The following is a 26,607-nucleotide window of genomic DNA, read 5'->3' on the forward strand; positions in this document are numbered from 1 at the left end:
TCATGCCAAATTTTCGTTCAGAGTGTCCTGTAAGAAGACCTATTACCGTTACTGTAAATTCACATCGTGATCACAAACCAAATCTAAAGATCGATTTCTTTTCTCGCTGCGGCTATTGCAACGCCCACGATGAATGGAAGTCCACATACTATGAAGTGGATCATTTCATACCAGAATACATTTTGACAATTAAAAGTAAAACGGATTATTCAAATCTTGTCTATTCATGTCGTTCTTGTAACAATGCCAAGAGAAAAAAGTGGCCGTCGAATGATCAGAGTGTACCGAACATTAATAACGAAGGATTTGTTGATCCCTGTGAGCCAACATATGAAAGCCATTTTTCAAGAAGAACCACCGGTGAAATTGACCATGAAACCGACCTGGGTAAATGGATGTATTTCGCATTGAAGCTGCATAAGCCGCACCATAAAATTGTATGGAATCTGGAGAATCTAAATCAAATGATTACGGAATTAAAGAAATTGGAAAATAATCTCGATGACCAGCCAGAGATTAAAGCGAAATTGCTTAAAGTGTATGATGAATACACCGCCTACTATGCGCAGTTAAGGGCTCTTTAGATTTTCATGAAGTATGCATAGTAATATTTTTATAAAAAATCCTTTTTCAAAACCATGAACAAGGATGCGGTAAAGTACCTGGCAAGCAACATATCAAATCAACCTTTAAAAGTCGATCGATTAATTGTAACAACGTTCTTACGAGCAAATGACATCACAGTAAAAAACAATAAATTCCTACAGACTTTTTTAATTTCCGAGACTGACAAGGGCGAATACAAAAAATCTGTCGAGTTCTTATCGTTGGTAAAAGACAATGGCGGAAAGTTTGAACTTGAAAATGTTATTGAACTATTCGAATTTGTACTTTCCCCTTCCGATAGAATTATCAGTGGAGCAGTTTATACACCTAAAAACATCAGAGAATACATTCTTGACGAAGTTTTTGATGTATACAAGAACAACCATAACAGCATTAGGATTGCAGATATCTCAAGCGGTTGTGGGGGATTTCTCCTTACCGCAGTTGAGAAATTTCGGACGTTGGGGCGTCGTTCGTTCGCAGAAATATTTAGGACTAACATCTTTGGATTAGATATTCAGGATTATTCTGTTACTAGGACTGAAATTCTTTTAACACTGTTAGCTGTCTCAAACGGAGAGGACATTGATGAGTTTGAATTTAATCTTTTTACTGGCGATGCTCTCGAATTTAAATGGGAAGGCCATGTTCCAAAATTTTTAGGCTTTTCGGCCGTCATCGGTAATCCTCCTTATGTTTGTTCGCGAAACATCGCACCGAGGACAAAAAAATTACTCGTCAATTGGAGTGTTTCGAAGTCCGGGCATCCTGATTTGTATATCCCATTTTTCCAAATTGGCATTGAGAATTTGGCCAAGGGGGGCGTTCTGGGTTTCATTACAATGAACAGCTTTTTCAAGAGCCTAAATGGACGAGCCGTAAGGGAATACTTTCAGTCTAAAACGTTAAGGTTTAAAATTTTGGATTTCGGAACGGAACAGGTTTTTGAATCACGAAATACTTATACCTGCATATGCATCATTAAGAATGAGATCGGAAACGGCATTCAATATAGACAGATTGGCAAATCTCAGCTTCAAAGGCGAAATATTTTTAATATAGTCGATTACAACTCATTGAATTTTACTTCAGGATGGAATCTGCAAAATAATGACATCATTTCTAAGATTGAATCAACAGGAACGCCATTCGGCTCCTTATACAAAACCCGAAACGGGATAGCAACATTAAAGAACAATGTCTACATTTTCACTCCGATCAAAGAAGACAAATTGTATTATCACCTGAGTGACGAATATAAAATTGAGAAAGAGCTTTGTATGGACATCGTAAATCCGAATAAGCTGGTATCGATTTCTGATCTCAGATCGTTGAAGGAAAAGATAATATTCCCTTATGAATATGTTGGAGGAGGCCAATGATATACTCAGAAGTGCATCTCTATCGAAATTTTCCTCATGCGTTAAGGTATTTACGATCCAAAAGAGAAATATTGTCAAAGCGTGACAAAGGGAAAGGAAAATATGAAAAGTGGTTTGCGTTCGGACGTAATCAGTCTCTCGACAAAATGAAGCATAAGTTGTTCTTTCCTCATATTACAGACTGTATTCCCAACTATGTTATTAATTCCGATGAGGATTTACTCTTCTATAACGGAATAGCCATTGTGGGATCATCTGCTAAGGATCTCTTACTCATAAAAAGGATAATGCAATCGAGACTATTTTGGTATTACATAACGAATTCGAGCAAACCATACTCTGCTTCCTTCTACTCGCTCAGTAAGAATTACATTAAGAACTTTGGAATCTATAAATTCAGTGAAAGTGATATCGCGTTTTTGCTAAACGAACCTAACCAGAGTAGAGTAGATAACTTCATCGAGGGGAAATATGAGGTCGATATCAATTAAACTATCCTTTGTATACATTTTCGTTATGCCAATCGAGTGAATTCTTTGAAGGCCTGTTAATCTGCTCAATTGGTAGAATAACAAGTTCATTGCCGTGGCGCTTGTAGTATTCTTTACCATTTTGGAATTCTTCTCGTATTTTTTTACTTACCTCCAACTTATAGTCGGTAGTAATTGTGATATATCCTGAATCGAAAAGCTTATGGAGATCGGACCTCAGTAGTATTCCATTAGCAACAAGGCTTGGCCCAGACTTTCCATAAGGAATGATGTGAGCTGCATCGAGAACAGGCAACGTCTTTTCACCCGTAACAGCACATTTTTTTGCGTATGCATCGGTGATTAATACCCGAAAAGCTCCTTGTCCAAGCCTGATTTTTTTTAGTATTGAATTAGAGTATTCTGTATCAGGCGCTTCCAGGTTAAGTTGATTCACCTCGTTTTCAATAAGTAGCTTACCGTATTTTTCTAAATTGAACTTGACTTTGTCCCAGATTAACTTTCCATTTTCGTCTTCCGATATATATCCTTTTCCTTGGACGATGTTCTGACTCCAGCTTTCTGGGACTTCTATCCAATCTTGTTCTTGAAAGAAGATTGGATTTGTCAGTACGATACATCCGATATTGGGATTGGCTTCGAGCGAGTTCTCTGGCGAACGCAGTCGCTTGATATTTCTATAAAGTACCTCGAATGATTCACATCCGTTTCTTTCCCCAAAGATTTCCCAAGCCATCGAGATCGGTAAGAAAGTGTGAGAAGAAAAAAATCCAAGTCCACCAATTGCATTGAATGGTTTTTTTAGCTTGAACAGAAACGGTGCTCCAGGAGATATTGCTTTAAAAATGGTTTTACCTCCGGGCTGCCAGAAGTTAACATCTTCAGGATGTATTCCTTTCAGATAGTTGAACCATTCGGTATCAGTTACTCCTAGATAGAAATTCACAACTCTTACATTTACTATAAACTAAATACCCCTTACTGTTTTATCTCGTTTGCATCGAACATTACTCCTTTTCTTTGCGTCCAAGTCACCTTCGATAAAATGATTGAGTACATTGCCTTCTTGTTTTGAAATGACCTTAGCACCCAAGCGCTCTATAAGAGAGCTTATGTTAGCGTGCTTGCGTGACCAGTTTTCATACCCTTTGATGGATGGTCCACCTACGTTGATCACGTACTCCGTTCCATATAATAAAAATGCGAAAAATGTTTCTCTGCTTTCCCTCGCACAGTGGGTAAGTTTCCCTTCTTACTCGAAATCTGATGCCAGGCTCTGATGTTTCTAAATGAGGAATGTGATAATAAGGGCCCCTCTATTTTGACCAAGAAATAGTTTTTGCTTTTGTCGCAAACTACCCCTTTGGGGGGTATGACTTTTTTACTACCAAAAGACTCGGGAATGATGTGTTCTACACTATTGAATGAGTTTTCTGATGATTTACAAAAAAGACACCGATTCATTGGCATTTAAGAATCCCCAATTTCAATATACCAAAAATGGATGTGTCCGTCGCTGGAAATCTGAGAGATTTCTTGGGGCCGAGCTACTTCCCAAGTCTAATGCCGGTGGGGTAGGCACCAGTTCAGGCGCGCCAGTGACTTGGGAGGGAATCCCGAGTAGGCGGGAATAGTCGCTTGCAAACATATTGCTTCCGATAATGTGGAGATTCCGCGATGGTTGACCACTTCGTTTCGTATGACCACAAATTTCCGTGCGACCGGACAATTCATTTCGCAAAGAACTAACCATCCTTCGCTTGACTATCTTGAATTTATGTTCAATACGATTTAGTCAAGTTTAGGATAACTCATGATGATCACTTAAACGAAAAAGAGCCGATTTTACAATTGGAAAGTGGCCTTGGCCGATCTCAAAGCCCATCTCAAGTTAAAGCGAACTCGTTGAGAATTCCGAGGTGCTATACCATTTTATTTCGCGCACTTTTGATCACTTTAAAACAGGTGGGGGAGTGCTGTATTGCGTCAGAGGTGGCCTCGTCCAAGGACGACGTCGAAATCTTTTCTTCCTGCCTTAAATTCCCTTAAATACCTCGCTTTTTACTTAATTTCCATCATTTTGAATAGATGAGTTTAAGAACAAACTAAATACAGAGTGAGCTTGTCAGTGTATTCGGAGATGTACGGCCGCTTGCGTTTGTTAGTTTGTCATCCTTGATGAACAATATCGATATTCTTCAGTCCTCGTCTACCTCATTGAAAGAAATTCTTGATAAATATGCCGCTCAGGAAAATGCGCTTAAGCGTTTTCAAAAGAAGACTAATAGGCTTAAAAGTTCACTCGCCTTATTGAATCATTGGAGTCATTTTTTCAAAGAAACTTTGATTCAAAGAAAAAGGCAAGCAATAGAAACTATGTAGAAGCAATTGTAAAAATTTTGGGCCTCACTGACTTTTTACCTAAAGGCCCCAATTCATAAACGCCATTAATTGGCTAAGTATGCCACCGCATAACTTCTTGGACTAAAAAGTCAAAGTGTACAATTTGGCCTCTTTGTGACCCTTTGTTTTTACTTCACAACCTCCTGATAATTAAGCTAATCTCATACAACCTCTTCAAATCCGAATAAAATTCCGCTTCGACATTTATGTTGCCGAGGCTACCGCGCCCGCCGAAGCTCTAGCATAGGCGGGCTTCTTTATTTTTCATAACGTCGTTTTGATACCCGGTATTTACGGGCGTTCAGTGCCACCAGGCCTTGTCTAAAAAAAATTACGTTCAATGGATAGACTATCCGCCAGCTGGCGGATAAACCTACCCGGTTTCCACACTTTCTGTGAATGATTCTTTAGCTTTACTGTCTCACTAATCGTATTCATATGGATCCTATTTGGGTGCATAGCTGAGACTCAAACGATTTTGAATACTCTGTGCTATGCGTTAGGAGTGAACAAGATCCCCTGTTCTGATGATCTATTAAAACCGTTCAAAAAACACACAGAATGAAGGCGTTGCTTTTAATTTCGTTGATGTATGCTAATTGCTGCTACTGCCAGCTGCAGGGAACATCGCAAAGTTTCAAAATTACCGATCAACAAGTTCATGTCATTGACTCCCTGATCGGCGCTGCTTATCCCGACAATGAACCGGGTGCGGCTGTGTTGCTGGCGCAGGATGGTAAGATACTATTACGTAAAGGCTACGGTATGGCCAGTATGGAGTTACAAATACCTGCAGGTCCGAATCATGTTTTCGGCATAGGTACCTTGTCACTTTATTTCACGGCTGTTGCCATCGTTATCTTGCAGGAACAAGGCAGGCTGGATGTGAAAGATGATGTACGCAAATATCTTCCCAACTATGACACACATGGCAAAACCATAACTATCGAAAATTTACTCACGCATACAAGCGGCATACCGGGATTTCGCGAATACGTCGCGTACAGTGTAAAAGATAAACTTGAAGAGAGCCGCTATGCAGGGTTGCAGTTTTCCGAAGAACAACCTCTTCTTTTTGATCCCGGTACAAACTGGAGCTATAGTCTTACGGGATACGGTTTGCTTGCATTGATTGTCGAAAAAATAAGTGTTCAATCTTTCAATGGGTTTCTACAGCAACAAATTTTTGACAAACTGGGAATGACTCAAACCTATCCAGGAAAAAAAGGCGTCATTCCTCTTAAAACAACCGGGTATTTATTTAACGCCGCAAGAAAGGAGTACGAACGATATGACGAGGGCACGTATGTTCAATATTCTGCTGTAGGTATAGGATCTATAATGTCAACCGTAGATGATCTTTATCGTTGGCACAAAGGCCTTCGGGATGAAACGTTAATTTCAAGGGCTTCACTGAAAAAGGCATGGACGAGTCATATACTTCCCAATGGCATGGACGTACATTACGGATATGGACGAACCATTAACCGCATCGATGGCAACCTGTTTGTGGGACATGGAGGCGTTATGCCAAATTATCTTTCAGATGAATGGCAAATGCCAGAGCACGATATTTATTTCGTGATACTTTCCAACCAGCGAAAAAATGCAAGAACCCCGCCCCTGATTGCCAATAGGGTGGCTGCTCTTATTACTGGATTAGACCCAACTCCATCCGCAAAAAAACCAAGCCTTGACAAATTGAAAAAGCTGACAGGTATATATCAAACAGAGGCCACAGGAACCCGTCTACAAAAAAATTACACGAAGGAGGGAGTCGTTCAGTTAGATATATTTACCGAGAACAATAAGCTCTTTATAAAACGAATAGGAACAAATAAAGCTGAATTGCTGGCCTTTGACGACAGCACCTGGTGCCTCGCATCCGATCCCTTTAGCCGGTATATTTTCCGGAAAGCGTTGTCCGGGAATATTACAGGATTTATCACGACCGGATTATTTACCCAGTCCGGACCACCTCGTTTCGCAAAAAAAATCGCTTCAGATTGGCCAGCACCTCCCTCAATCCTATTGATCGACAGCACCCGCCTTAAAGCCTATACCGGCATCTTCCAACAACCCGGAGGAACTCGTCAAAAATTAATGGTCGAAAATAATAAGCTGGTATTAACCGATGAAGACGAGCTTGACAAAAAAGAGCTGTCTTATATTGGCGATCATACTTTTTTCAACTTCAGCACTGAGATCAAATACAAATTCATTGCCGATAAATCCGGAAAAATCGTAGAAATTAATTATTTCGATGGCGTGTGGAATATTGTTGCGAAACGGATCAGGGATAATTACTGACAAAAGAAACGTCGCCCATTCGCTTGCTCCAGCTTAGTCCCCGCCAAAAGTATAGGACACCCCAACCGCCAGCCGCATCCCCGACCAATCCATCCTCACTTTATCGCCCGCGTCGTTCTGAAGAAAAGAATCGCTGTGCTTCAGTAACAGGTCACCTTTTATAACCGTCACGTTGTACCCCGCCAGCACGTTCACGCCAAGCGCGCCTATTCTACGAGTGACGTTAAAGGCCGGTTGGAGCGACATGTTTCCGGATTTGAAATCGTAAGCCTTGTCATCTTTTTGTGTGCCCAATTGACTATGAAAGGACAGGGTCATCGTACTGTACACCATGGCCGGCGTGAGTTGAAGATTGAACTGCCACGCGGTGTTACTGGGATTTAAGCAGAGGTCGAATGGAAATCCCACGGCGATGTAGTGTGCGAGCATGTCGGTTCTTATTTCGCCGGAATAATCTTTGTAACTCGTTCGCGCGGCGCTCGATCCATATTCAGCGGAAAGACCAAAAGTATATTCGCGTTGCAGTGTAAACCGGACGGCACCGTTATAGTTCCAATACGACGGAAAGGATTCGGTTATTTTGGGCGTGACCGGATAGTCGTCCAAAAGTTCCTTTTGAAAATCTTTAAGTTCCGTCTGATTGTACGATCCGTAGCCGGTGTGGAACGTTAACGAGAATTGACCATGACCCACCAACGGCCAGCACAAAACAACGAGTAATACAAAACCAGTACGCATCATCAGTATAATCTAAGAATATAGCCTTCGGGGGTGAACAAGATGCCATTCAGCACGACAAAATCGGCGAGGTTTACGCGGTAGGGAATCACTTCGCCGGTGTCCAGATCAGCCGCATAGATCATTTTGGTGAAGGGATTTGTAAACAAAATTTTCTTTTTCGCCGTATCGTAATATTCAAAACGGGAACCGGCTGGTGCGGTCAAAGTTCGTTTCACCGACAGATTACTTCGATCATGAACAAAGACTAGTGCGCCTACATACGACAGCACTTCGTCGGGTCGATCTTCGCGGAATGCTATGAAAGTATTTGCATCCGGAAGTGACCCCACATAGTCGTTTAACGCCAGGCTATACATCAGTTTTCCACTTCGAAAATAAGCGCCGTCAGGGGAAAGAATATCGCTAATGTTGGAATATGATTTCAAGTACAAGGTCTTGTCGTTGGCGATGTCGTATATTTTGTTTTCGTAGTACTGCTGACTGGACGGTGTCATGTGGCTCCAGCTAAACTTTACAATTTGATTGTTCGCGGGCGAAATCGAAAATGGACCGGAGTCCAGCGAGCTTTGAATGCCTGGAAAACTTTTCTCGGCGTGCGTGATGAAGTTTACTTGAACCAGATCACTGGGTGGCCTGGTAAAGTACACGTAGTCGCCCCGGAAAGGAACCGCATAAGAATAGCTGTCGTTTTCGATACTATCGCTGGCCACGAGGGTCACCGGATCAAAGAAAACAAGTCGCCAAACAGGAGAACCGTTGTGACCTATGCCGATCATGACATTCCTGTCGGCGTTGTAATGGTAGAACCTATACGGATTTCCCAGACGCTTTGGCAACACCATGTCCGCCACCTGTAGACTGTATGATTTGTAGGCTTGCTTCGGATCTTTGGAATATATTTTCAGTCCGATGTCGGAAGTCGTTTTATAGCCTACCGTGTTAAGCTTCATGACAACGGTAGGCTGCTTGGCGTCGGTGATCACGAGTCGTTTCTCCTGGTTCTCTTCTATTTCGTATCGGTCGAAGGCGCTGTAAAATTTTGGTGGCCGCAAGGTGAGGGTTGCCATGCTATCGGCTGGATTGAACTTCATGTTGAACCCGAATGTACCTTTGGCGCTTGCCACGTCGCCCGCCGACGACACTACGTTGAATACATAAAATTCATACTGGATATCGCTCACCCCCATATAGCTGCTATCGACCCAGGAGGTTACCGCGGGATCGTCAAAATAAATAATCCTTTCCGGGTCGCCGGCGCTCGTGACGCGCAGTTGATAACGCACAAAATTTTTCTTCTGATAGGCATCCCATCGCAATACCTGGTAGCCGTTTTCCTCCGAAAGCCGTAGGTCGGGTTGGGGCGGCGGCGCCACGTCGATCTTGACAATCCATTTCCTCCAAACCTCCACTTGTTCGGCCTGCAGTTTTTCGGCCAGACTGCCGCTTCCCGAGGACGTAATGACGTCGATCTTAAGCTCCCACACGCCCGTTCGAAGGTAATTCGCAAGGGAGAAGGTTCCCGTAGCCGTGTTACTTTCGGTCACGTATTGATCTCCCATCGTTATCCGTACACGATCAATAACCCCCTTACCCGTAGTGGCTGTATAGCTGAATGTACCGCTCCCAAACAACTCTATGGTATCGCCATTCGGTATATCGTTAAGGGAAATATCGAAGTTCTCCAGTGACGCTGGCTCGATCGGGTTTATATATTCAGACTTGGGATCATACGTGCAGGCCAGCATAATGACGCACAACGCCAGGGCAACTGCAAAACAAAACTTCATTAGCGATAACGTTTAAGATTTTCGGGGTGTGATAACGCGAGCGGGCGAGCGCTTTTTTGATAAAATGTTATTACACCCAAAAACTAAGATCGGCAATAAAAATGATATATCGCAAGCGTTGCATCATTTATTATCCATCCTAGGTTGACCAAATGGCCTGGTCCGCCTTCATTCTTGAGTAGCGTGCCGCATTTAGCCTTAGAATTGTCGCATTCAGCCTGCGATGACAATATCCCGTGGACGAGATTTGTATAATCATAACGACCTGATAATATGAAACTTCTTCTCACTTCCGCTGGTATAAGTAACAAAAGCATCCGCAACGCACTGGTTGACCTGTTGGGCAAACCCATTGAAGAATCAAAAGCGCTCTTCATTCCCACCGCCATCTATGGCATACGTGGTAGTGCCGAAATCATAAGACAAGTGATTTGCGGAACGGCAGGCGACCCTTTTTGCGAAGCGGGTTGGAGATCTTTAGGACTGTTGGAGCTTACAGTACTACCCACCATAAAAAAAGAACTTTGGGTGCCCATGCTTCAAGGGACAGATGCCCTGCTTGTGGGCGGTGGCGACTGTCAATACCTCTGTTATTGGATGCAACAATCCGGACTGACCGAAATGTTACCATCGCTGCTAAACAAAATGGTGTATGTGGGTTTGAGTGCCGGAAGTATGATCATGACGCGCTTTGGAACTACCTATGGCAATCATACTTTAGCTACGAATAGTGATAAGTCTTTTGGATTTGTCGATTTTGCCATACATCCTCATCTTGACCATGAACAGTTCCCCGATAATTCTTTAGCAAACCAGGAAAAGTTGGCAAGAACTCTTCAGGTACCGTCTTATATGATTGATGACCAAACTGCCATTAAAATTTTTGACAACCGTATAGAAGTCGTGTCTGAGGGAAAGTGGAAGTTATTTAACCCTGACCAAGCACGAACCGCCTCATAAGTATCACTGCAAGCGGCGTTGACACAGCGCAGCATTAGCAATACTAGGCATGACTAACTCCTCCCTTTCAGTGTCGAAATAAAATCACTTCGATTCAGCCTGAACGCTTGAAAGACACATAGCCCAACAATCACGACAAGGCAATAGAGCATGGGATATAAAAGATCCAACCACGAGAATATTGTTGCATATACAAACGTTCTAAGCAGCTCGTTCAACCCTATGAAAGTCACCGGCCCGAAGATAACAAGGGCCGTAAACAGTTGTCTCAATAGTCCACCCGCCAGCAAGTGCGTTACATCCGACAGTCGCGCGCCAAAGAGATGGTGAACAGCGATCTCTTTCACCCTGTCGCGCACCAAGCTTACGGTTAGTCCATAGATCGCGCAACCTGCCAATAACATGGAAATGATGGTCAAGATGCGTGACAACGCATTCAACTGATCCTGATAGGCTAACCATATTTCGAAGTGTTCATCGGAGTAATACACTTTGCCCTTTGCACCCTTTGCGTGCATGCGGCCCTCGATCCATTTCACCGTGTTACGAATGTCCGCCTCTTCCACCCGAAAGCAGATCCAATTATGGGTAGTTTCCCTCGCATGCCTGATCTTGACGGGTTGCTCCGGCTGATTAAAAGGACTATTGATGTCTTGCATGATGCCAATGACATGCCGGTCGACTTTAGACATTTTCTTTAACGCCATTTGGTTTATCACCACCACAGAATCCCGATCGGTATACTCAAACCAATCCCCCTCAAGCATCGTGAATTGAAAGAAGTCCCTAAAGTTATAATCCACCTCCAGCACAAAGAGATCGGACCCAACCTCTTTGCCTTGTAGTTGGTTCGGAAGTTGCGAAACCGCCACCGCATCGCGTACGTTCGGATTTTTATCGGGCCACCCCGCCTTTATTTTGTGAACGGCACTATCGGAAATATTGGGCGGACATGCCATGTAAACGACCTGGTCGTGATTTCGTCCGGGCTCTTTAATGAGCGAGTAATTGATTTGACGGCCGATCAAGAGAGACGACGCCATCAGAAAAATGCTCACACCAAATTGAACAACGGTGATAATCCGCCTGAATCGTGGAAATGTAATCGTGTCGGTACTTAACAGTCGTATCGGGCTGGCGCGAATAAAACGAATGACCATAAAGACCGGGGAGATCACCACAGCGAAAACCATTAAGACAATCGCAGACGGGAAAACGAAGTTAGAGTTCACCATCCTATCCACGATATCGATGCCCAACACCGCGCTTATGGGATGACGGGTACCCAGAATGAGTACGACGGCCGCCAGCAATGACACACTGGTGAGTGCAAAACATTCGTAAACAAACTGAAGCAATAGCTGAAACTGCGTTTTGCCAGCAAGCTTCTTTACGGCAATCTCTTTTGACCGATTGGGCAGCGTAATAGTCGATAAGTTGATAAAACTACAAATGGCGAGCAGGAAAATCAGTGAGACAATACAAATAAGAATGGTCATACTATACACGTCACCGTGTCTGGCCTCTTCGGAAAGCACTCGCGGCCCGAAATAAATTTCTCTGATGGGTTGAAATAGATATTCTAAATGACTGCTGGTTGCGGCGAGAAATGGAGGTGGGACTTCCCCGGACGCACGACGTCCATACACACTGCTTTGGTCCGGGGTGAAGTTCAGTGTGGCAATTGCAGACGAGTCATAGCGGATGAAAATATCAAAGTCTTCATGGGTGTTGGTTGGAAAGTCATCGAATACAGCAACCACTGGAACCGTGAGCGTGTCGCCGAACGTAGTTAGTCGTATGGCTTTACCTATGGCATCCTTATTTTCAAAATAACGCCAAGCCGTGCGTCTCGACATTATGGCTACAACTTCGGTTGACTTAGCAAAATTGTCAATGTTTCCAGCGGTGATGTCAAAAGAGAAGATTTGGTTAATCGTTGAATCGACGGCATAGATTTTTTGATCATAGGCTGGTGGGTTTCGGTCAACCAGCACGGTCACTTTCTTTAACGCCTTAACGCGTGTAATAGTGCCTGAGTCATCGAATCGGTCGCTAATACGCTTCAGAGCAGCACGGGGTATGGACGCGGACAGTCTGTTGCCGGTGTAGTCCTTATCGGTGTTGTGGGCAAGTACCCGAAATACAATGCCGGCATCTTCATGGCCTGTATCATATCCAAATTGGTGGATTGAAAAAAGCATCACAACAATGCTAACAGAAAACGCCACCGCCAGCGTGACGACCTTGAGTAGATATACATCACTGCTTCGCGACAGGATCCGGATAAACAGAGCAGAATAAAGGCGCATCATGGGTTAGATGCAAATGATCTTTAAGGACGCGAATCTGCTTACGTGCAATTGCATTCGTTTCATCATCGGGATCAATGAAATTCCGTGCCAGAAGCAAAAAACATTAATCTCGAAAGGATTTGGAATGCTGACAATCCATTTACGAACTTCCCCGTGCGAAATCGGACGACCATCTCGTTTAGCATTATAGGAAAGTAGCGTAAAAAGATCTTAATTTTGTGAATATGATTGTTCGCACCGCTCATCTTCCTATAAATAACGGAGAGTATTTACAATCCGGAGGAATCACCTTTGCGCGCTACAGGCGCGTTACGGAAGCGTATCAAACCACGGCTTTCCTTCATACCAACTGCCTCATCTATGTATTGGATGGTTATAAGCAGCTTCACTTTTCGAATGAAACGGTTACGGTAGATAAGGATAAGCTTCTGCTGATCAAAAGTGGATTATACCTAATGTCCGGGTTTATCCCCGAAGGTCTCGATTACCAGGCGGTTATCATTTATTGCTCTGATGACGTGGTGCGAAAATTTTGTTTGAAATACTTTCCCGCCCAGGAACGCACCTCAAACAAAGCATCTTCCTATCTCACCATTCAAACCAACGAATTACTAGACAGCTTCAGAGATCAGTATTTAAGTTACTTTAATAAAGCGTTCCCCAATCTCGAGGCCATCCTCCAGGTTAAGCTTTATGAATTGCTTTTGCTCTTGCTTTCAGGAGAAAATAAAGAGGAAGTAAAGACCTGGCTTCAGGCCATTGCTTTTGAACAACCCGTGGAGCTCGATCACGTCGTTAAAAAGCATTTGTTTCATCAGTTGACTTTGGAAGAATTTGCGAAACTTTCCGGCCGAAGCTTAGCTTCCTTCAAACGCGACTTTCAGAACCATTACCATACCTCTCCCAAAAAATGGATTCATCAGCAACGCCTGATCCATGCGAGAATGTTATTGCAAACCGGGAATCAAAACGTATCGGAGGTTGCTTATGCCTGTGGTTTTGAAAACATTCCTTATTTCACCCGCTCGTTTAAAAAAGAATTTGGTGTAACGCCCAGTCAGGTTCGGGTGAAAGTGCAATAGTTTGAGCTTTTTGTATAATCACTTCCGTTAGGGTTGCTTCTACTTTTGAAGAAAAGTTTAAACACCATGAAGCAACACATTCTTTTAATTCTTTTAATTCTTTTATGCTCTAGCGTATTCAAGCTATTCGCACAAACCAAAACGATCACCACCGGCCTCCAACATCCGGAAAGCATCATCTCCGACGGAAAGTTTTTCTACGCTTCCAACATTGGGGGAGCTTTATCCCCCATGACGAAGGACGGAGATGGATCGATCTATAAATTGTCGTTGGACGGGAAACTGATCGAGCAACGCTTTAATAAAGGCGTGCTTAACGCCCCTAAAGGGACCGCCATTGTAAACGGGGTTCTTTATGTTGCTGATATCGATCGTGTAGTAGGTGTAGATCTCCGAACCGGTGAACAGGTTAAAGAAATTGATCTTGCCTCTTTCGGAACATCTTTCCTAAATGACATTGCGGTGAAGGATGAGACCACACTTTTTGTCGGATCGATTGATGTGAGTAAGATCTTTGTGATCACCCTTTCAAATCCGGCCAGGATTGAGGTGCTGGATGTGCCCGAAATAAAATCTCCCAATGGTTTGTACTACAATAAGCCGACGAATCAACTGTTCTTTGTGGAATTGGTGCGCAACGATTTACTACAGGGGAGAATTGGCGTGATTGACTGGGACAAGGATAATCACCCGAAGATGACCTATTTGTCTGACCTGAAGGGAAATTATGATGGGCTTCAAATGATTGATCGAAACACTTTGCTGGTCAGTGACTGGTATAACTTTAAAGAGCAAAAGTGCCGGTTGATCAAGGTGGACATTGCCCAGAAAAAAGCAACGCCATTCCTGGACGATGTGGATGCGGCAGATATTCTTTATGATCAGCAGCAAAAGAGATTCATCATTCCCGGCCTATGTAAAGGAACAATCAGTACTTTAACAATCCATTAATCGCTTTTTAGAAAAGGCATCAGTCATATTTTATTCAATGACTGATGCCTTTTAAACCGTTTCCGTTTCTACTCGAATCGCCAATTGAACACATACCGGAGGCCTCTACTGAAGCCGTGAATGTATGAATTGCCGTGGTCGTCATCAATATGATCAATTTTAAAACTGAGCTTATTCTTTTCACGCGTTTGGTATAAACGGTTTTTGAAGACGGCAAAATCGGCCTGCATGTCAGCCGCCACATCCTCTAAATAGCCATAGGCCACATCGCTGGAAGCCAAATACAGTCTCTTATCCTTCAACTCCCTGTTCAGTAGTGTGTCGCCGTCGCCGTAAATATGTTTTAGACTCGGATCTATAGCGATGTAGCCTTCAAACAAATCCGGCCTATTCAGCAGCGTGTAGACGACAAAGACGCCTCCATGAGAGTGCCCGGCTAAATATCTTTTCTTGCTGGCTTTATACCTTTGCTCGACAAACTCAAAAACCTCCTCCGACAAGAATTTTGAAAATTTGTCCGCTTCCCCTCCATAGGCTTTTGGCAAATAATCTCTTTGCCGTGTTTCTTTCGTCGGGTTGGCGATACCTATTAAAATTGCCCGGGGGATTCTGGTCGTGACATTAAAATAGGATTGGATACTTTGAGCAATACCAAACCGATATTCGGCATCTAATACATAAATAACGGGAAGGTTGGAGGTCAATGTATCGTAGCCGTCGGGTAAGGATACATAAATCTGTCTTTGTTCTTTTAGTACCGCAGATTTCAGGGTAACAATTTGTCCAATGACAATTGGATTTTCGTGGGCTTTTTTAGTTTGAGCCGGCAGCGTTTTCGGCGAGAAAAATAACAGGCAGCCCACCAAAACAAAGTTGAGTCTGGTCATATTAAATGGGTGTTGGTTTCCAGCGAATCGATAAAAAGGTCGTTCGATCCAATAATAACTAATTTATTAGGTATAAAACTAATAAATTAGTTTTAAGTTACAAAATCATCGAATTCCTTTAAGTTTTCAACAAACTGATCCGTTATTCGTAACCTTTGGGCTATCCCTCCAAGCTCAGCGTTTGCGTTTTTTTATTTTGTGATCATTTCTCATTACATAGTATTAAATTAACGCCATGGGATTTTTAGACTGGTTCCGCTCCGCTTCATCAAGGAAGGCAAAAATAGAAGGCCTTGAGGACAAGGCTATAACATTGGCAAATAGTCATAATTACGATGCCGCATTTGATGCCGCCAGTAGCGTGCTGAATCTTGACAAGGAAAATCTTACAGCGCTCAACATTCGCGGCCTTTGCTTTATGCACCAAAAAGAATATGAACGGGCTCTGGCAGATTTTGACAGTGTTATCTCGCTGTCGCCACGGTACTATCCTGCGATTGTCAACAAGGGGTTGGTCAGGATGGAAAAAAAGGATTTTGAAAGTGCCATCCGCCATTTCAACGCTGCACTGAAGCTTTCACCAAAGGATGCCACGATCTATAACAACTTGGGATTTTGTAAGTCACTGGCCGGAGATTTTCCCAGTGCGATTGCAGACCTCACGAAAGCAATAGCCCTGGCTCCGAATTTTGCTTATCCTTACAATAACCGGGGCTTTGCAAAAATGAATTTGGACGACTTTCATGGAGCAGAATTAGATATCAACAAATCACTGGAACTGGATTCGTTGAATTCCTATGCTTACAAGAACAGAGGGCTGCTCTATTTAAACACGCAACGACAAGCACAGGCCTGCCTGGAGTTTTATAAAGCCAAACAGTTTGGCTTTGCCGACCTCTACGGTGACGAGGTGGATGAATTGATTGAAAAGCATTGCGGGGGTTGACCCCCTTTGTCTCCCTGTTGTAATTTCTCAAGTTCGAAATGAACTAACTGCCCGAACTTTATGACTGTCCATCATTCCCTTAGACATACTTTTAATGAAGCGGCCTCTTTATATCATGAAGCCAGACCTCGCTACCCGGATGATTTGTTTTCCGCGCTAATCGACTCGACAGAAATATCCGGGGGCGAAGCCCTTACACGCTTCAATAGAACTAATCCACCAGAAACGAAAAGCTCGCCTCTTTATATTCGGGCTTGTTTACCTGGCTTCTTAAATTACGAAAGGTCTCCAGTGGACCGCGGGTGGCAAAGAGGTTGACAAGCCACGCCGGAATTGAACCACCCGGGTGCACGTGTAGTGTAAAGACAATATCGAGGTATTTATTCCTTGGCGTTACCGTCCAGTTGCTCTCGGTGTGCATAATGCGTACTACATCTTCTTGCTCGTTTAGGTAATGGGGCAAATTTTCTCCGTCCACCGTCAGCTTTTTGGTGATACTGTCCTGTTTAAGTTTCATGCGCACGATAAAATCGCGGTTGTTAGCCGGCCAGGGTACATCAATTTCAGAATGATAGATTAATTCCGAAGAAGAAATGGTTTTTTGTACGCGACAGAATTTCGTGGCATAGACCCACTCATCGCTGGCCGGAATATCAAGTAATACGGCTGTCAGCTGCGAAAGTGTGGCTTCAATCGTGCACTCTACTTTAATGGCTTTTATGTGTGATTTTTGGACCGTGCGTGTGTACACCTTTATTCCTGCTTCTTCATTCTTAAGTTCCCAAGATTGACCTGCTAACGAAATGGAAACCAACAGGAAGCCGATCGTCAACGCTCTTCCAATACGTTCAGGTGCAATTGTAAAAACCATTGTGCAATCTAAGCAGTTTGCTTTTGAATAGGGTAACGAAAGTTTAATTTTTAAATTATCTCAAATTTGAAACAAACAGGTTCTCAACGCCGTACTACTAACTTCCAGAAATTTATGGCTGACAATTCCTCACTTCGATATACTTTTAATGAGGCGGCCTCCATCTATAATGAAGCCAGACCTCGTTACCCGGATGATTTGTTTTCCGCGCTAATCGACTCCACAGAAATATCCGCGGGCGCGAAGCTTCTCGAAATCGGTCCTGGCACGGGCCAAGCAACAAAGCCTTTAGCAGAAAAAGGATTTGACATCACGGCGATTGAATTGGGCGAAGCCTTGGCGGAAGAAGCAAAACAAGAGTTACGTGACTATAAAAACATTCAAATCATAAAAGGCGCCTTTGAAGAAATAACACTGCCCGCAGCATCCTTTGATTTAGTTTTTGCCGCAACTTCTTTTCACTGGATTGATCCTTCGTTAAAATTCACAAAAACTCATGAACTGCTAAAGAAAAAGGGGCATCTGGCTATTATCCATACCCATCACATTTCGGATGAACGTGGAGATATTTTTTTTAACGTCTCACAATCGATTTTCGACCGTTATGATTTCACGGACAAACATCGAAAGCCTGAATTACCAAAAAACAAAGACCTCAAAGCTGACGATATTGATGGAAGGCTGTTTAGATTAATCCATTTTAAACGCTTTCCAATAGTCATTACCTATAGCGCGAAGAGTTTTGTGCAGTTATTAGGCACATTCTCCAACCATCTTGCCGCGACGAAAGAAGTTCGACACGCTTTTTTCAAGGAAATAGAAAACTTAATTAATGATCAGTTTCAAGGCAAAATAGATAAGCACTTTTCAATGTCATTGACTGTAGCTGAAAAATTATAGTCTGTAATAGCGTTGAATCCTGACTCAGCACTATTTGATCACCAGCTCGATACGTGACGCTTTAATCCAGAACGATCAATTGACTATTGATGATCCCTCCGATTTATGAGATCCTTATTTATTACTTAACTGACGCCGCACCCGGCTGAGTGTTTCTTTGGTAATGCCAAGATAAGAAGCAATGATGTGCTGTGGAAAGCGCTGCAGAAACTGCGGATAAGTATTGATGAGATTGATATAGCGTTTTTCTGCCGACAAGCTGATAAGTGCATGGAGCCTCTTCTGTGCAGAAAAAGCATTATGTTCCTGTAGCTTTAAAGTCATTTCAATAAAAGCAGGTATAGGTTTTATCCGCTCATGGAATGCGTCTCTTGCCAGAAGCAACACCTCTGTATCCTCCCAGGCATCAATATTATAAAGGGAGGGTATAAGCGTGGTCCAGCTTTCACGATCACTTGCCCACCAATTTTCAATAAACAGACCAACAATATGTTCTGCTCCTTTTTCATCAACCGTGAATTGTCGCAGCGCTCCGTTAATAACAAAGGCAGTGATGCTACAGACTTCTCCTTCTTTTAACAAGAATTCCTTTTTCTTTATCCTTCCTGGTTTGAAGGTGTCTTTAATTGTGGCTATGTCGTTTTCACTAAGTTGTGTTGTACTGTAGCGATTTATATGGTTTATAAGCACCTCATACATTAATTCTACGAATAAAATTATTGCACAAAGATATAATTTAATCCGCTGATTGATTCTATGAACGGCAAACCGGTTAGGGAACCGATCTCCCTAACCGGCGTTGATTTGAATGCGCTTTCGACTCTTTATTTTCCTTGTGCCGGCAAATTCACCAGAGCCCAATCTGCAAAAGTGGTCATCGATGAACCAGCTATCCTGTTTGCCAGTGCGATCTCTTTGGATGCATCTGAGCCCAGGTAAGTATGTGCCTGGAAATAACTGAATGTTGCGGCTATCTCGTCGGCCCCTTCAAAGAGCGCAACAAAAATTTCCGTCGGCACCTGCGTGAATGAAAATGCGTGTCCCTGTCGATTGAGTGTATCCACGATTTCGTTAAAGCTCATTAGGTCGCCCACTAGGGGCAGGTACGCACCATTGCCCGCTTCAGTTGGTTTTGTAAATACACCCGCCACGATTTTACCAAGCTCTGTGATATCACCAAGGTGAATGCCACGTACTGTTGGATCCATCGGAAGTGCCCAGCCATCCCTTCCGTTTTCCTGTTTTTGGGGTGCGAGCGGACCCATAAAATTCTGGTAGAAAAATGGGGCTATAACGAAGGTGTGATAATCAAATCCGGCCTCCTTAATGATTTGATCGACTTTCGCCTTACCGGTAAAATGGGGGACATGGAACCGACCCTTGCTGATTGATTCCACATCCGGCAATGTTGACCAAATGAAATGTTTAACACCGGCATCCCGGGCAGCACGTACAGCAGCTGTTGCCTGCTTCTCTTCATCGGTTCCTTTTTCCCAGAAATTGGTAACCAGGAAAACACCATATGCTCCCTGAAAGGCAGCATTAAGTGTATCAGGCCTGTTCAGATCTGCTTCCACTACTTCCTGGGCAATCGCCCAGTGTTTGCTTGGGTTGCGTGTTAAAGCACGCACTTTAAATTCGCTACTGGCCTGTAGGGCACGCACTACAGCACCGCCTTGCTGGCCTGTAGCGCCAATTACGGCGATCACTTTTCTATTGTCGTCTGTCATATCTCAAATCTTTTGTTTGAGACACAAAACTACCAGCCGAGGTAAACGCGGACGATGACAAATGATAATAAATAAAAAAATGCCAGGCATGCATATCGTGCTATAAGATGCGAATCCCGGATGAGCATTGTTGTACGTATCATAGCTTATGAAAAAATGTGTCGTGGACAACCACGGATCTTAAGGAAGCCGGTTTTCACGCTATACCATTCTTCTCTTTGAATAGTTTGGCAACAAACGCATAGTTGGTCATTAGTAAGTATCCCATTAAAAAATTCAATCCACTAACGGCCCAATCGAATTTATCCCTCACGGTAAACTCCATTCCAGTAACCTCTTTTTTGAATGACCAGAAGGTGTGACTTAAAAAGCCAGGAACGTTATCAATAATCAAAAACCCGCCGATGACAAATGTTCCAATCTTAATGATATCCGTGGATTTTAAATTTCCGAGATCAATCCTCTCTTCTTCGAATCCGCTATCAAGTTTCAGCAATTCAACAATCTTATTAGCCTTGAAAATAAGAATAAGAAAAATCCCCAAGACAACAGCGATGGAGACCACCACCCAGACGATCGAAATCAGGTCTACGCTATTGAAAGCAAACATGATGTTGTTGGGCAAGACTGAAAACAAGGAGATCACCGCAGAATAAAGTCCAAATATTTTTATCAGCAGGACGAAGAGATCTTTTTTTGTCATTGAAATTATTGTTTTGTCAAATGCACCCGCATTTTGTTATAGCCTTGGCGAGTATTCACCAAGATAAAATATATTTTCTATCGGCGGTAACCGTCGACAATGAGATTTGACGATCACGCATAACCCGGTGATCTTCTGCTTTCCCGAGGTTGAGGTAGATCTTGGAAATGTGTGATGGAAGTGCATGATCTGTGGTCGGCAAAAAGAAAAGTTGTCCATTGTGGAAAATGCACTGGAAAATCCCAAAGTCCGCGTTGGGGATATTGTGGATATTTAGTCCCATTCGGCCTTTTTTCCGCACTACCCTTGGCGGGACCGTGTAGTTTTTTACCCACGCTATCCGAAAAAGGCTTTTTTTAGCTATATTTAGTAGGTCGCCTATTCTCCCCCGGCGACGTGTTCGGCGGTATGTTGTTTGCTGGTCCCCGTTAGATTGATGACCCTAATTGACCTGCACCATGAAAAAGAATCTCTTCATTTTGTTGACGATTGGGCTGATCGCTTTGGGATGCTCTAAAGATCCCGTACAGCCCGTAAATCCCAACCCGTCCCATCCAAACACGCCGGGCGACACTACGAAAACGCCCGGAGACACCACGAAACTTCCAACAACCGATGATAAAGGCACACAAACGCCGATGCCGCTTGGTACTGACGCTGCACCGTTTGGCTACTGGGTGTACACGCCCGAAGGTTATGCAACTCATACATTGAAATACCCGCTGCTGATCTATTTGCATGGCTCCGGCGAAGCCGGTAACAGTCAGACGACGCCAACCGATCTCAACAAAGTGTTGACGTACGGTCCTTCAAAATTGATTGCCGAAAAGCACTGGGCGCCTTCGCACTCCATGGTCGTGGTTTCGCCACAGTGTCACGAAGGATGGTGGGATCGCGAACACGTTCGTGCGTTCATTCGTTTCATCAGCACAACCTATCGCATCGATACCACACGCATTTACCTCACCGGCATCAGCATGGGTGCCAACGGTACGCTCGATCAATTGAACTCGTTCGACAACAACCAGATTGCCGCCGCCATACCGATTGGTGCTTCCGGCGTCATGAACGATTTGTTTACCCAACGCGCCGCCAAGGTGCCTTTATGGATGTTCCATGGCGAGGCAGACGAGGGCGCTTCCCCGGAGTTTCCGATGCAACTGGTGTCCGCCATCAACGCCTTGAACCCCACGGTCCGCGCAAAGCTGACCTTATACCCTGGGGTGGGCCATTTATGCGGGGAAATGACCTATACCGGTTCAGGTATGGGCCATGAAAATCCCGCGTTCGATCCTTTCTCGATGGACATCTATACGTGGATGTATCAATACACAAAACACTAGCGTGATCAGAAAGCCAAAGGTCTGGTAAATCTTAAAAAGAAAATGATTGACATAAACCCAGGTGAAGTCACGGTGTGGCCTCACCTGGGTTTTTCTATTTCGGACCGTGACAACGATCGAAGAACTCACCATCACGACTGGGGAATTGTGGAATATTTTGTGTGTCCTTCGGGCTTTTTTACGCACTGCGTATTGCGGGACCGTGTAGTTTCTTACCCAGGCTACCTGTAAAAGGCCATTTTCAGCCAGATTTAGTGGCCACCCTTACCCTCCACTGACGACGTACACGCCGGTATACGGTTTGCAGCTCCCCGTTAGATTAATGTCCCTAATTGACCATCCGTATGAAAAAAAATTTCTTCATTATGTTGACCATTGGACTGATCGCTTTGGGATGCTCTAAGGAACCCGTGCAGCCGGTAAACCCCAATCCAGATTCGTCCAATCCAGACACACCGGGCGACACAACGAAAATCCCCGGAGACGACACACTTCCTGTAACCGACGATAAGGGCACACAAACGCCCATGCCACTGGGTACCGACGCCGCACCGTTCGGGTATTGGGTATACACGCCAGAAGGTTATGCCACCGACACCACGAGATATCCGCTGCTGATCTATTTGCATGGCTCCGGCGAAGTGGGCAACAGCCAGTCGACACCAACGGACCTCGACAAAGTGTTGACGTACGGTCCATCACGAATGATTGCCGAAAAGCACTGGGCGCCTTCGCACCCCATGGTCGTCATTTCGCCACAGTGTCACGAGGGATGGTGGGATCGCGAACACGTTCGTGCGTTCATCCGCTTCGTTAGCGAAACGTATCGCATCGACACTACGCGTATTTACCTCACGGGCATCAGCATGGGTGGCAACGCCACGCTCGATCAATTGAACTCATTCGACGACAACCAGCTTGCCGCCGCCGTACCGATGGGTGCAGCCGGAGTAATGAACGACTTGTTCACCCAGCGCACCGCTAGAGTGCCGTTGTGGATGTTCCATGGCGAGGCAGACGAGGTCGCTTCCCCGGAATTTCCGATGCAACTGGTGTCGGCCATCAACGCCTTGAACCCCCAGGTCCGCGCAAAGCTGACCTTATACCCTGGGGTGGGCCATTTATGTGGGGAAATGACCTATACCGGTACGGGTGTGGGTTTTGAAGATCCCGCTTTCGATCCCTTCTCGATGGACATCTATACCTGGATGTATCAATACACCAAGGTGAAACACTAGCGTGATGAGGGAACCAAGGGTTTTGTAACCTTAAAAGAAATCATTGAACGAACCCAAATGAAGTCACCACGTGGCGTCGTTTGGGTTTTTCATTTTCGGACCGGTCGCACCTAACGGCCCGGCGTTTCGTTTGTCTTTATCGGGTATAATACAGTAAAACTGTACCAGACTCGAAAGGACTACATTTCACAAGCTTCAACTTTACATCCTTTTTTAAGGGATTGAAGGTCTGTTGTCCATTTCCAATCGCTGCTGGGTTTATAAGTAAATAGAGCTCGTCGACCAGGTCGTGTTCGATTAACGATGACACAAATGAATCGCCGCCATAAACCATGATCTCCTTGCCTTCCTTGTTTTTCAACACTTTTATCTCCTGTTGAAGATCACCTTTTATAAGCGTTGTATTCTCCCATTTGCTGACTGTAAGCGTATTTGAAAAAACAACATTTGGGATTTCCGAGAAGCGTTTCCCGAGTTTATGTTCGCTGTCGTTTGAATTGTTTGCTACGTCGGTCCAATAGGGAATGAACCCTTCCCCGGTCTTTCGTCCATGTAAAATGCAGTCCACGTCTTTAAGATTGTCCAAGCTAAAATTTGACATTCCTCTGTCCCATACGTTGTCAAGTGAAATATTCATTTGTACTTTTAATTTTCGCATATGTCTTAGGAGTTTTAATCAGTAAAATTATTTTTTTTGTTCAAGCAAATTTAAGACGCCGATATCAATGTTCGTGAGGGTGTCTGCGACTTTGGCAGGGTTTATTGCGTCATCACCATCTTATTTGTTAATTGCCAGACAAGTAAATAAAACATGAGAAAGTTAGCCTGCATTGTCCTCCTTTTCAATTTCAGCCTGGCGACCGGTGTTGCACAGCATCATCAGATCTATTTTTCAAATAAGGTTAAAGCCGATTCGCTGAGGTCTACCGGCAACTATCACGCGGCAATCCCGTCTTTGCGCGTTTGTGTTTCCGAGCCCGAATGGGTGACCGTCGAGGATGAATTTTTTTTTGGCTACGCGCTGTTCAAGGAAGATAAGATCGATAGCGCGGCCATTTTTATGAGAAAGGCTTTGAAAAACGGGTTTCATTTTCACGACATGGGCCAGCTGAACTACTGGGAAGAAAAGGGCGTGCTCAAAAAAATGCAAAGCCATAAGGCAATGGAAGGCGTCGCGGAGTTGCTTCAAAGCAATACGGCGAACTATGTCAATCACTCGGCCATGGACAGTACGCTCCGTGCACGTTTAGTAACCGCCCGTGAACAAGATCAACGTTTTCGCGGAGCAGACGCGAACTACAAAAAACAACGAGGCCTCGACAAAAAGAACCAGCGATTTCTCCGACAGGTCATCCAGGAGCATGGCTGGCCGGGTTGGGACATGGTGGGTTACGATGGGATGAATGCGGCATTTCTCATCGCCCAACATTCGGATAACGACAAGCGTTTTCAGCTCCAATGCCTCAACTATATCCACGATGCATTTTATGCACAGAAAGTAGATGCTCCGTCTTACGCGTATATTATTGACAGGACCCGCATCAACGCCGGCAAACCACAATTATTCGGAACCCAGTTCGAAACGACCCAGGAAAATGGCGCGTTTGATCTAAAGGCCAGGCCCGTGGAAGACGAGCCCAACCTGGGCATACGACGCAAGGTATTTGGTTTGGTGCCGATAGAAAAATACCTGGCAGAAAGTAAAGAGAGACTACTGCGCTATCAAAATCATTTGAAATAAAGAGCGGTCAACAGGCCTCTTATCGGGGCGACTAGCGATTGAAGTTTTCTTGCTTGGCATTAGATGTAGACATGATTTTTTTCCTAAATTGTCGTGTCTAAAAATAAGAACCCACATCATGTATCGTCTTTTTTCCTCAAATACTCCTCCCCCGGTAGCTTAAAAGGCTGAATACCGGATTCTCACTACTATCCTGGTCCCGCATTCTCAGGGACTCGATTGCTATCGCTTTGATATTAGTATTTAAGGTTGTTTAGCCTGCACAGGTATTTTTTATTCATCCCTTAAACAATCTTAATAATGAAAAATATGACCTATATCGTCATGGTACTTCTTGGCGCAATCCTGTATGGTACCATGTCCTCTTTTGTAAAGCTGTCGTACTCCCGGGGTTATAACGCCGCTGAAATATCCTTTACCCAGGCTGCCCTGGCAGCACTCTTACTCGGGATCTGCGCGTTCGTTACAAGAAAAAACAATACAGCGCCACGAACCCGAAAAGTGCTTCTTTCCTTGTTGCTCACGGGAAGCTTAATTGGGCTGACCAATTTCCTTTATTACCAGTCCGTAAACTATAGTTCGGCTTCACTGTCCATCGTGATCCTCATGCAGTTCACGTGGTTCAGCCTGTTACTGGAATGGCTTATTTTTAAAAAGCGGCCGTCCCGTATCGAACTGGTGACGGTGATCTTTATCCTCTTGGGCACGGTTATCGCCGGAGACATTTTTTCCGGGCCCAAATATTCGTTCTCTCTAAAAGGTATTGTACTGGCACTACTCTCTTCGCTGACGTATGCCTCCTACATCGTTGCGAACGGCCGGGCCGATAACGGCGGGCGATGGCAATCAAAAAGTACGCTGATCATGGTTGGTTCAGCGTGCACCATTTTTTTGATCAACAGCAAGACCATCCTTTGGGACAATCATTTTGACGGCGTGTTCCTCCTTTGGGCCATGTTCTTTGCCGTCGTGGGCACAACGATTCCAACGGCATTGTTTGCTGCCGGCATCCCGAAGATCGGCGCGGGTGTTAGCGCTATTTTGATGACGGTGGAGCTTCCTGTGGCGGTTCTTTGTGCAGGCCTGGTATTGAATGAGCGCGTGAGTTTGTTGCAGGCCATCGGGATCGTCATCATGCTCGCTGCGATATCTACCATGAATTACTACAAACTAAAACCTGAGAAACAGAAATAATCGTGCTTTAGACCACCCCATTGAAC

22 protein-coding genes are annotated in these 26,607 nt (G+C 44.2%); 12 read left to right on the forward strand and 10 right to left on the reverse strand.

The window, feature by feature from the left end; all coding sequences use genetic code 11:
- Nucleotides 1-2: 2 nt before the first annotated feature.
- Together BUB30_RS09255 and BUB30_RS09260 are read left to right on the forward strand one after the other, a co-directional pair.
- Nucleotides 3-584 (forward strand): HNH endonuclease signature motif containing protein, encoded by a 582-nt coding sequence (locus BUB30_RS09255; protein ID WP_073133008.1) that lies wholly within the window; start codon nt 3-5, stop codon nt 582-584.
- A gap of 54 nt (nt 585-638) precedes the next feature.
- On the forward strand, nt 639-1,988 hold the full coding sequence (locus BUB30_RS09260) for an HsdM family class I SAM-dependent methyltransferase (protein WP_245804054.1): 1,350 nt from the start codon (nt 639-641) through the stop codon (nt 1,986-1,988).
- Between the two features lie 492 nt (nt 1,989-2,480).
- Here the strand turns inward: BUB30_RS09260 and BUB30_RS09265 are convergent, their stop codons facing one another.
- Complete coding sequence (locus BUB30_RS09265; RefSeq protein ID WP_073133009.1) at nt 2,481-3,425, reverse strand: HNH endonuclease; 945 nt, start codon at nt 3,423-3,425, stop codon at nt 2,481-2,483.
- Between the two features lie 2,018 nt (nt 3,426-5,443).
- On the opposite strand from BUB30_RS09265, the gene BUB30_RS09285 reads away from it, so the two are divergent.
- Entirely contained in the window at nt 5,444-7,192 is a 1,749-nt protein-coding gene (locus tag BUB30_RS09285; protein ID WP_084137989.1) for a serine hydrolase domain-containing protein, read from the forward strand.
- A gap of 33 nt (nt 7,193-7,225) precedes the next feature.
- On the opposite strand, the gene BUB30_RS09290 is transcribed toward BUB30_RS09285, so the two are convergent.
- Nucleotides 7,226-7,933, reverse strand: a complete 708-nt coding sequence (locus BUB30_RS09290; RefSeq protein ID WP_143164832.1) for a hypothetical protein — start codon at nt 7,931-7,933, stop codon at nt 7,226-7,228.
- Nucleotides 7,933-9,720: a hypothetical protein gene (locus BUB30_RS09295; protein WP_143164833.1), complete on the reverse strand. Its 1,788-nt coding sequence runs from the start codon at nt 9,718-9,720 to the stop codon at nt 7,933-7,935. The genes BUB30_RS09290 and BUB30_RS09295 overlap by 1 nt, the downstream gene beginning before the upstream one ends.
- Nucleotides 9,721-9,993: 273 nt before the next feature.
- On the opposite strand from BUB30_RS09295, the gene BUB30_RS09300 reads away from it, so the two are divergent.
- Complete coding sequence (locus BUB30_RS09300) at nt 9,994-10,680, forward strand: Type 1 glutamine amidotransferase-like domain-containing protein (protein WP_073133022.1); 687 nt, start codon at nt 9,994-9,996, stop codon at nt 10,678-10,680.
- Between the two features lie 53 nt (nt 10,681-10,733).
- Here BUB30_RS09300 and BUB30_RS09305 read toward each other — a convergent pair whose 3' ends face one another.
- Entirely contained in the window at nt 10,734-12,995 is a 2,262-nt protein-coding gene (locus BUB30_RS09305) for an ABC transporter permease (RefSeq protein WP_073133024.1), read from the reverse strand.
- Nucleotides 12,996-13,219: 224 nt separating this feature from the next.
- Between BUB30_RS09305 and BUB30_RS09310 the strand changes: the two genes are divergently transcribed.
- Together BUB30_RS09310 and BUB30_RS09315 are read left to right on the forward strand one after the other, a co-directional pair.
- Nucleotides 13,220-14,077, forward strand: a complete 858-nt coding sequence (locus BUB30_RS09310; protein WP_073133026.1) for an AraC family transcriptional regulator — start codon at nt 13,220-13,222, stop codon at nt 14,075-14,077.
- Nucleotides 14,078-14,143: 66 nt separating this feature from the next.
- Nucleotides 14,144-15,028, forward strand: a complete 885-nt coding sequence (locus BUB30_RS09315) for an SMP-30/gluconolactonase/LRE family protein (RefSeq protein WP_073133028.1) — start codon at nt 14,144-14,146, stop codon at nt 15,026-15,028.
- Nucleotides 15,029-15,096: 68 nt separating this feature from the next.
- On the opposite strand, the gene BUB30_RS09320 is transcribed toward BUB30_RS09315, so the two are convergent.
- On the reverse strand, nt 15,097-15,915 hold the full coding sequence (locus BUB30_RS09320) for an alpha/beta hydrolase (RefSeq protein WP_073133030.1): 819 nt from the start codon (nt 15,913-15,915) through the stop codon (nt 15,097-15,099).
- 235 nt (nt 15,916-16,150) lie between these two features.
- Here BUB30_RS09320 and BUB30_RS09325 point away from each other — a divergent pair, with 235 nt between their 5' ends.
- On the forward strand, nt 16,151-16,861 hold the full coding sequence (locus BUB30_RS09325; protein ID WP_073133031.1) for a tetratricopeptide repeat protein: 711 nt from the start codon (nt 16,151-16,153) through the stop codon (nt 16,859-16,861).
- Between the two features lie 211 nt (nt 16,862-17,072).
- On the opposite strand, the gene BUB30_RS09330 is transcribed toward BUB30_RS09325, so the two are convergent.
- Nucleotides 17,073-17,732: an START domain-containing protein gene (locus BUB30_RS09330; RefSeq protein WP_073133033.1), complete on the reverse strand. Its 660-nt coding sequence runs from the start codon at nt 17,730-17,732 to the stop codon at nt 17,073-17,075.
- 66 nt (nt 17,733-17,798) lie between these two features.
- On the opposite strand from BUB30_RS09330, the gene BUB30_RS09335 reads away from it, so the two are divergent.
- Entirely contained in the window at nt 17,799-18,632 is an 834-nt protein-coding gene (locus BUB30_RS09335; protein ID WP_143164834.1) for a class I SAM-dependent methyltransferase, read from the forward strand.
- A gap of 114 nt (nt 18,633-18,746) precedes the next feature.
- On the opposite strand, the gene BUB30_RS09340 is transcribed toward BUB30_RS09335, so the two are convergent.
- The 3 genes from BUB30_RS09340 to BUB30_RS09350 form a co-directional block, all read right to left on the reverse strand.
- Nucleotides 18,747-19,331: a Crp/Fnr family transcriptional regulator gene (locus tag BUB30_RS09340; protein ID WP_073133036.1), complete on the reverse strand. Its 585-nt coding sequence runs from the start codon at nt 19,329-19,331 to the stop codon at nt 18,747-18,749.
- A gap of 125 nt (nt 19,332-19,456) precedes the next feature.
- Nucleotides 19,457-20,362: an NmrA/HSCARG family protein gene (locus BUB30_RS09345; protein WP_073133038.1), complete on the reverse strand. Its 906-nt coding sequence runs from the start codon at nt 20,360-20,362 to the stop codon at nt 19,457-19,459.
- A 196-nt stretch (nt 20,363-20,558) separates the two neighbouring features.
- A complete protein-coding gene (locus BUB30_RS09350) occupies nt 20,559-21,065 on the reverse strand; it encodes a hypothetical protein (protein ID WP_073133040.1) in 507 nt (168 codons plus the stop codon).
- A gap of 458 nt (nt 21,066-21,523) precedes the next feature.
- On the opposite strand from BUB30_RS09350, the gene BUB30_RS09355 reads away from it, so the two are divergent.
- Together BUB30_RS09355 and BUB30_RS09360 are read left to right on the forward strand one after the other, a co-directional pair.
- A complete protein-coding gene (locus BUB30_RS09355) occupies nt 21,524-22,408 on the forward strand; it encodes a carboxylesterase family protein (protein ID WP_073133042.1) in 885 nt (294 codons plus the stop codon).
- A 344-nt stretch (nt 22,409-22,752) separates the two neighbouring features.
- Entirely contained in the window at nt 22,753-23,646 is an 894-nt protein-coding gene (locus BUB30_RS09360) for a carboxylesterase family protein (RefSeq protein ID WP_073133044.1), read from the forward strand.
- 136 nt (nt 23,647-23,782) lie between these two features.
- Here the strand turns inward: BUB30_RS09360 and BUB30_RS09365 are convergent, their stop codons facing one another.
- Nucleotides 23,783-24,304: a dihydrofolate reductase family protein gene (locus BUB30_RS09365; RefSeq protein WP_073133046.1), complete on the reverse strand. Its 522-nt coding sequence runs from the start codon at nt 24,302-24,304 to the stop codon at nt 23,783-23,785.
- Nucleotides 24,305-24,457: 153 nt separating this feature from the next.
- Here BUB30_RS09365 and BUB30_RS09370 point away from each other — a divergent pair, with 153 nt between their 5' ends.
- Nucleotides 24,458-25,387 (forward strand): DUF6624 domain-containing protein, encoded by a 930-nt coding sequence (locus tag BUB30_RS09370; RefSeq protein WP_073133048.1) that lies wholly within the window; start codon nt 24,458-24,460, stop codon nt 25,385-25,387.
- A 300-nt stretch (nt 25,388-25,687) separates the two neighbouring features.
- Nucleotides 25,688-26,581, forward strand: a complete 894-nt coding sequence (locus BUB30_RS09375; RefSeq protein WP_073133049.1) for an EamA family transporter — start codon at nt 25,688-25,690, stop codon at nt 26,579-26,581.
- The last annotated feature ends 26 nt before the right edge of the window (nt 26,582-26,607 follow it).

The sequence above is a fragment of the Chryseolinea serpens genome (assembly GCF_900129725.1).
GTDB classification, from domain to species: domain Bacteria; phylum Bacteroidota; class Bacteroidia; order Cytophagales; family Cyclobacteriaceae; genus Chryseolinea; species Chryseolinea serpens.